Genomic DNA, 5639 nt, shown 5'->3' on the forward strand with positions numbered 1-5639 from the left:
ATTTCTCAAATAAACTTCGAGTAATTTCTACCATCAATCAATGAAAATAATTTCGATCGATCAACCAGTAAAAATCCACACAAGTTGTTCTTCATAATCTCTTAATGATCTTCTTGCTGACTCGTCACCAGCAAGCTAGGTCGGCTATATTACGCTTTCTTTTCAGAAAGTCAACCAGTAATTTTAGATTATTTTTAAACTTTCTTTCTAAAACCAAACTCAATCAATCCAATCAAGTCTTTGTTTTATCAGAAGTTTTAATCTTCATCACCACCGATGGATGTGCATTCTACAGCATTTCTCTTGCGTTGCAACACCCTTTTTAAAATTATTTATTTGAGTGTGTGTTTTTTATGCATTTTGCATTTTTTCATTCATATTTTGATCAAATTTGCTTTAATAGCAATTATCCAAGATTATTTGAGCGTTTTTACTTATTATACGGCAAACACTTTTGCTGAGTTAAAAGCGTCAGGACTATATATGCGCCATACTTCTTTTTTATATGCAGGCTTGCTGTCATTTGCAGTAACTGCGCCTGCATTTGCAAATACCGAACCAGCAGCAGAAGCTGAAGACAGCACAGAATCTGCCAATACATCCAAAACTCAGCAATTTAAGCAAGCGGCTATTGCAAAATCATCTGAAGTTGCAAAAAAATTATCCGTTAATGCGAACGCGGCTCAATCTGATGCCGAAAAAGATCCGTTTGAAAGCTTTAACCGGAAAATATTTGCCTTTAATGAAACCTTGGACACCTATATTGCCCGTCCGCTGGCTGTTCAATATGTTGAAAAAGTGCCGGAAGATGTCCGCGGTTCTTACCGTCAGTTCCGCAAAAACTTAAATGAACCATGGAATGCGGCCAACCAGCTGATTCAAGGCCGCCCAGCGCGCGCTGCCAAATCGCTAGGCCGTTTCACCATTAATACCTTAACCACGCTTGGATTTGCCGATCCTGCCCGCCGCCTGAATTTATCATCAGAATCTGAAGGTTTCGGCATCACCATGGGCTATTTCGGTATTCCTTCCGGTCCTTATATAGTTCTGCCGGTGCTGGGTCCAAGCACCATCCGCGAAGGTGTAGGCCTTGCTGTTGACAGCCAGGCGCGCCCGCAAAAATATCTCTTGGATGATCATGAAGGCGCTTATTGGTCAGAACAGGTCTTACGCGGCATAGATGCACGTTCTCAGCTGCTGGAATTGGAAAATGTACTGCAGGGCGATAAATACGCGCAAATCCGCGATTTTTATTTGCAGCGCATCAGCTTTGCGGTAACAGAAAAGAAAGGCATTGCTGAAGAAAACCTGTTTATCAATACCGATGATGAAGACGACAACTCTTCTGATGAAATGGCGCCAGACAACTCTGATGACCAGCCATCGACCGAAGAAAACGGCTCCAATTCTGAGGAAACCATCACAGAATAAGCAATTTTCTTCTCTTGCTAGAGGTGTTTTTTAACTCTAGCCAGCTTTTGCTTGTTATAGTAGTTCCATGACACACTCCGGGATCATGCAATTTTTTTATGTATTTCATTCAGCCGACTCGTGATATTCCTTATTTAGAACAGGTTATTGCCGCTCTGCCCAGTGTGCAGATGATCCGTATTGAAGATCTCGACTTGTATGATCCTACGATTCTTGCGATTGCTGATGTCCATGATTATCTGCAGCATCAATGGAACTTGCCGACTATTGTGCTGGCGCTGGAAGATGAAGGCGCCGCGCTGGCGCAGGCTTGGGAACAAGGCGCGCTGGCGGGATGGATGTGGAATAAGCCGCCGCTGAATCCGCAGCAGGCTTTAACTAAAATTGATGCGCAATATAAGCGCAATCAAGACAGCCGCGACCTGCCCTCAGCCGCTGAACTGCAAAAGAAGCTGCTGCCGAATCCGATTGAACTCACCAATTATAAAGTAGACACCTTTTTCCAGCCTTCTGCGTATTTGTCTGGCGATTGGTATGACTATTGGAAAATCAGCGACAAAGAAGTGCTGTTTTATCTGGCTGATGTTTCTGGCCACGGCGTCACCAGCAGCCTGCTGACTTCATGGATGGCCGCTTTTCACGGCCGCTCCAAAACACCGCGCGAATTAATCAAGAAACTGAACGGCATGCTGGTTCAGGAAAATATTGAAAAGCACATTACCATGCTGGTCGGGATCTTAAACTTAGAAACCCATCAGCTGCGCTGGTCCAGTGCCGGACATTATCCGCCTGCCATCTTGTTTGAACCGAATCAGGAACCCAAAATTTTGACCACCAGCAGTTTCCCGCTCGGCTTGACGGAAGATTTGGAAGTTGAAGAGTTTGAGTTCACCTTAAACCGTCATGCGCGGTTTATTATTTGTTCAGACGGCGCGCTTGAACCCTTTGAAGGCGGCTTGAACGAACAGCTGGGCCAGCTGGTTCATCATTTGCAAAATCAATCATTTCGAGCGCCGGAACATGTCGCGGATGATATTGCCATCTTAAGTTTCCGCAGAATGAATTAATTGACTAATCAAACATTTAGCATCTTCTGCTAATTTATAAGACTGTTGGCTACTTGAGTAAGCAGTGGCCCTATGGGATAATTTACTATCCTTCTCTGCAAATGGCATTTATATGTCAACAGGTCATGTTGAATATGCAAGCTTGAACGGAACGCATATTTTTAAGCTTATTGGCGAAGTGCGTGCCCAATCTTGCATTAGTTTAGACAAGTTACTGAATAAGATTGAACAGCAAGAGAATGTTATTGGCGCAATCGTAGATTTGACCCAAACAACATTCATTGACAGTACGGTTTTAGGCATCTTGGCTAAATTGGGCTTAAAGCTCAAGCAAATCCATCACATTCAGGCAGTCATGCTGTCTACCAACTCAGACATTACTACTCTGGCCAACAGTATGGGGCTGGGGCAAGTTTTTGTCATTTTAGATTACTGCGGTGATCCGAGCGTTTGCACCCGTGAATTAATGGAAGAGCATATTACCCATAACAATATGCTGAATACGGTGCTGGACGCGCATAAAACATTGATGAAGCTCAATGCAAGCAACCAAAATATGTTTGAGCCTTTGGTCAAGCAGCTGCAGAAAGAGCAAGACAGCTTAGACCAGTCCGCCCAGCAAAACGCTTAAGCCATTCTGCCTTCTCAGAGATCACCCATGACTTTTCTTTCCGTTGCTCAAATGAATTCTCAAAATGATATTGAAGCGAACTTCACTGTCATTGAATCCTTGATTGCGCAAAGCAAAGCCCAAGGGGCCAGCCTGATTGCCTTCCCTGAAAATTTTGTCTGCTTTGCGGCAGGCAAGCAGCGTGAGACCGCAGCCCAGTTTGAATCCATTCAGCAGCGCTTGGAACAGCTGGCGCATCAGCATGGCATATGGATTGTCGCTGGAACCTTGCCCTGCCCTTACCGTCCAGACGGCTCCATCATTGCAGATGGCCGCGTACGGACTGTCAGCCTGTGCATCAGTCCTGAAAAAACTGAAGCGCGTTATGACAAAATCCATTTATTTGATGTGCAAGTCGGTGATGCTGTCGGCGGCTATCAAGAATCGAAATTCTTTGAACCCGGCACTGATCTGAGCGTTGCCAAAACACCATTTGGCAATATTGGCCTGATGGTCTGCTATGACCTGCGTTTTCCGGAACTGGCGCTCAGCCTGCGCGCGCACGGCGCCAATATTTTGACTGCGCCTGCGGCATTTACCTACACCACAGGTGAAATGCATTGGCAATTGCTGCTGCAAGCCCGCGCCATGGACAGCCAATGTGCCGTTCTAGGCTCTGCTCAGCAAGGCTGGCACGGTGAAAAGCGTCAAACTTGGGGACATACTGGCGCAGCCAACAGCCGCGGCCAATTGCAGGACATGATTCAAACTGAAGGTGCAGGCTTGATTACCGTGCCGTTTGATTTAGCTGAGCAGGCGAAAATCCGTGAATCCATGCCGCTCATGCAGCACCGTGTTTTAGTGCAATACGGATGATTCAAACCCTATCTGCTCCGCTAGATTTGCACTCAATTGATTAAAATAAGAAAAAAATCAGTCAAAGCAGTTTGATTCAAGCATTAAAAACCATCGCCTCATTCTTCCACACTGAAAATACACCATTTTATTTATCTGTGGGCTCGCGGCTATAGAGCAGTGATGTGCGCAGCATAAATCCTTTAAAGCAAAGATTGAATTTCAACTGCAATATCCCGAAAAACACTGCAAGCCGTTATTTTCAATATAATTTAAAAGCAGCAAAATGATTCATATTTCATTGATTTTTCCCGCGGGGCTGACCCGCTTTGCTCAATGTATTGTTACAATTTAATTGATTATTATTTAAACAAAATCCAGCAGTATAAAGATTCTCAGAATATGCAGGAATAATAACGATGGCTTTAGAAAAAGCAGTATATACCGCAAAAGCGAAAGCGACCGGTGGCCGCGATGGCCGGGCCGTCGCATCTGATGGTCATTTGGACGTGCAATTGGCTGTACCAAAAGTCATGGGCGGCACAGGAAACGGCACCAATCCTGAACAGCTGTTTGCCGCAGGCTATTCGGCCTGCTTTTTAGGCGCGATGAAATTTGTTTCTAACCGCGATAAAATCAGCATGCCTAAAGAGGCTTATATTGAAGGTGAAGTTGGCATTGGCCCGATCCCGACCGGTTTTGGCATTGAGGCAACGTTGAATATTCATTTGGAAGGCATGGATGCTGCAGAAGCCAAAAAATTGGTGGATGCCGCGCATATCGTTTGCCCCTATTCCAATGCGACACGCGGCAATATCAACGTCACTTTAAATCCGATTACCTAAACACAAGCCGCTTTTAATTGCGCAATTGAATGTATTGCATGATTCAAAGCGGCAAATCGGCTTGCTACGGATAGGCGATAGAAACATATTAATATCCCCCTGCTTGCCAGTTTATTTATAGGTATAAGGCAGAGGAAAATTTTCAATTCAGCAGATTCAATTTTTGAAAAATACGCAGTTAATGCGATAAATTTATATATAATAATGATTCTTATTTAATATTTTTTCTTTCTAGCCATGCTCAAACCTTATCTCTTCGTTACCCTTTCAGCCGTTTTAATTGCTGTTTCCAGTTCTTCTTTTGCAGAACTTCAGCTTTCTGAAAAAATCCGCCCTACAGCTAAGTCATTGGTTAATCCTCATATTGACCGTTTAGCGATTCCGCCTACACCAAACCATATGTCTTTACCTGCATTTGGTCAGGGCATTATCGGCTGGGGAACAGGCCCAGACGGTGCAGAAAAGCGTTTAAACAACATTGCAAAAGAAGATGTTGAAAAGCTAAAAACGCAAGATGTCACTTTGGAGATGGTGCAAACCTGGCAAAAATTTTATGACAATGAAACACAGCGCAATGCCGGCAACCCGACTGCGCCTTTTCGCGCGCAGTTGATGAAAAAAATTGCTGAGCTTTGGTGAGTTGCTTGCGCTGTGGTAGAAGCCAAAAAATAAGCCCAAGGGTTGTGGGCTTTTTCTATTTTTATTTAGGGTCTGTTGACATTTCATAAGGGTAACCAAATATAGATACATGCTAGAGCAACAGCACTTTTATAATTTCGTTTGAATTTATCAAATCGTGTTGCAATTCCTCGAAAATGCTTCAAACGGCAA

General features: G+C 44.1%; 6 protein-coding genes and 1 pseudogene. 6 read left to right on the forward strand and 1 reads right to left on the reverse strand.

Going from position 1 to position 5639, the window contains the following annotated elements; all coding sequences use genetic code 11:
- The first annotated feature begins 483 nt into the window (after nucleotides 1–483).
- From ACE3T3_RS15660 to ACE3T3_RS15685, 6 genes are all read left to right on the forward strand, one after another.
- A complete protein-coding gene (locus tag ACE3T3_RS15660; protein ID WP_374668564.1) occupies nucleotides 484–1431 on the forward strand; it encodes a VacJ family lipoprotein in 948 nt (315 codons plus the stop codon).
- 98 nt (nucleotides 1432–1529) lie between these two features.
- A complete protein-coding gene (gene gigA / locus ACE3T3_RS15665) occupies nucleotides 1530–2498 on the forward strand; it encodes an RsbU family protein phosphatase GigA (protein WP_374668566.1) in 969 nt (322 codons plus the stop codon).
- A 112-nt stretch (nucleotides 2499–2610) separates the two neighbouring features.
- The gene (gigB, locus tag ACE3T3_RS15670) at nucleotides 2611–3129 is read left to right on the forward strand and encodes an anti-anti-sigma factor GigB (RefSeq protein WP_374668568.1); all 519 of its coding nucleotides are present in this window, start codon (nucleotides 2611–2613) and stop codon (nucleotides 3127–3129) included.
- A 27-nt stretch (nucleotides 3130–3156) separates the two neighbouring features.
- Nucleotides 3157–3984, forward strand: coding sequence for a carbon-nitrogen hydrolase family protein (locus tag ACE3T3_RS15675; protein WP_374668570.1), 828 nt, complete (start codon nucleotides 3157–3159; stop codon nucleotides 3982–3984).
- A 398-nt stretch (nucleotides 3985–4382) separates the two neighbouring features.
- Nucleotides 4383–4808 carry an organic hydroperoxide resistance protein gene (locus ACE3T3_RS15680; protein ID WP_374668572.1) on the forward strand — a complete coding sequence of 142 codons (426 nt, stop codon included), beginning with the start codon at nucleotides 4383–4385 and terminating at the stop codon, nucleotides 4806–4808.
- Between the two features lie 237 nt (nucleotides 4809–5045).
- Entirely contained in the window at nucleotides 5046–5447 is a 402-nt protein-coding gene (locus tag ACE3T3_RS15685; protein WP_374668574.1) for a DUF4951 domain-containing protein, read from the forward strand.
- A gap of 83 nt (nucleotides 5448–5530) precedes the next feature.
- Here the strand turns inward: ACE3T3_RS15685 and ACE3T3_RS15690 are convergent.
- Nucleotides 5531–5639, reverse strand: a pseudogene (locus tag ACE3T3_RS15690) (IS5/IS1182 family transposase); the annotation flags it as partial.

This window comes from Acinetobacter sp., assembly GCF_041919735.1.
In the GTDB taxonomy this organism is placed as follows: Bacteria; Pseudomonadota; Gammaproteobacteria; order Pseudomonadales; family Moraxellaceae; genus Acinetobacter.

Coding starts and splice junctions, on each gene's coding strand:
- ACE3T3_RS15660 (WP_374668564.1), top strand. CDS start 484: ATGCGCCATACTTCTTTTTTATATGCAGGCTTGCTGTCATTTGCAGTA.
- gigA (WP_374668566.1), top strand. CDS start 1,530: ATGTATTTCATTCAGCCGACTCGTGATATTCCTTATTTAGAACAGGTT.
- gigB (WP_374668568.1), top strand. CDS start 2,611: ATGTCAACAGGTCATGTTGAATATGCAAGCTTGAACGGAACGCATATT.
- ACE3T3_RS15675 (WP_374668570.1), top strand. CDS start 3,157: ATGACTTTTCTTTCCGTTGCTCAAATGAATTCTCAAAATGATATTGAA.
- ACE3T3_RS15680 (WP_374668572.1), top strand. CDS start 4,383: ATGGCTTTAGAAAAAGCAGTATATACCGCAAAAGCGAAAGCGACCGGT.
- ACE3T3_RS15685 (WP_374668574.1), top strand. CDS start 5,046: ATGCTCAAACCTTATCTCTTCGTTACCCTTTCAGCCGTTTTAATTGCT.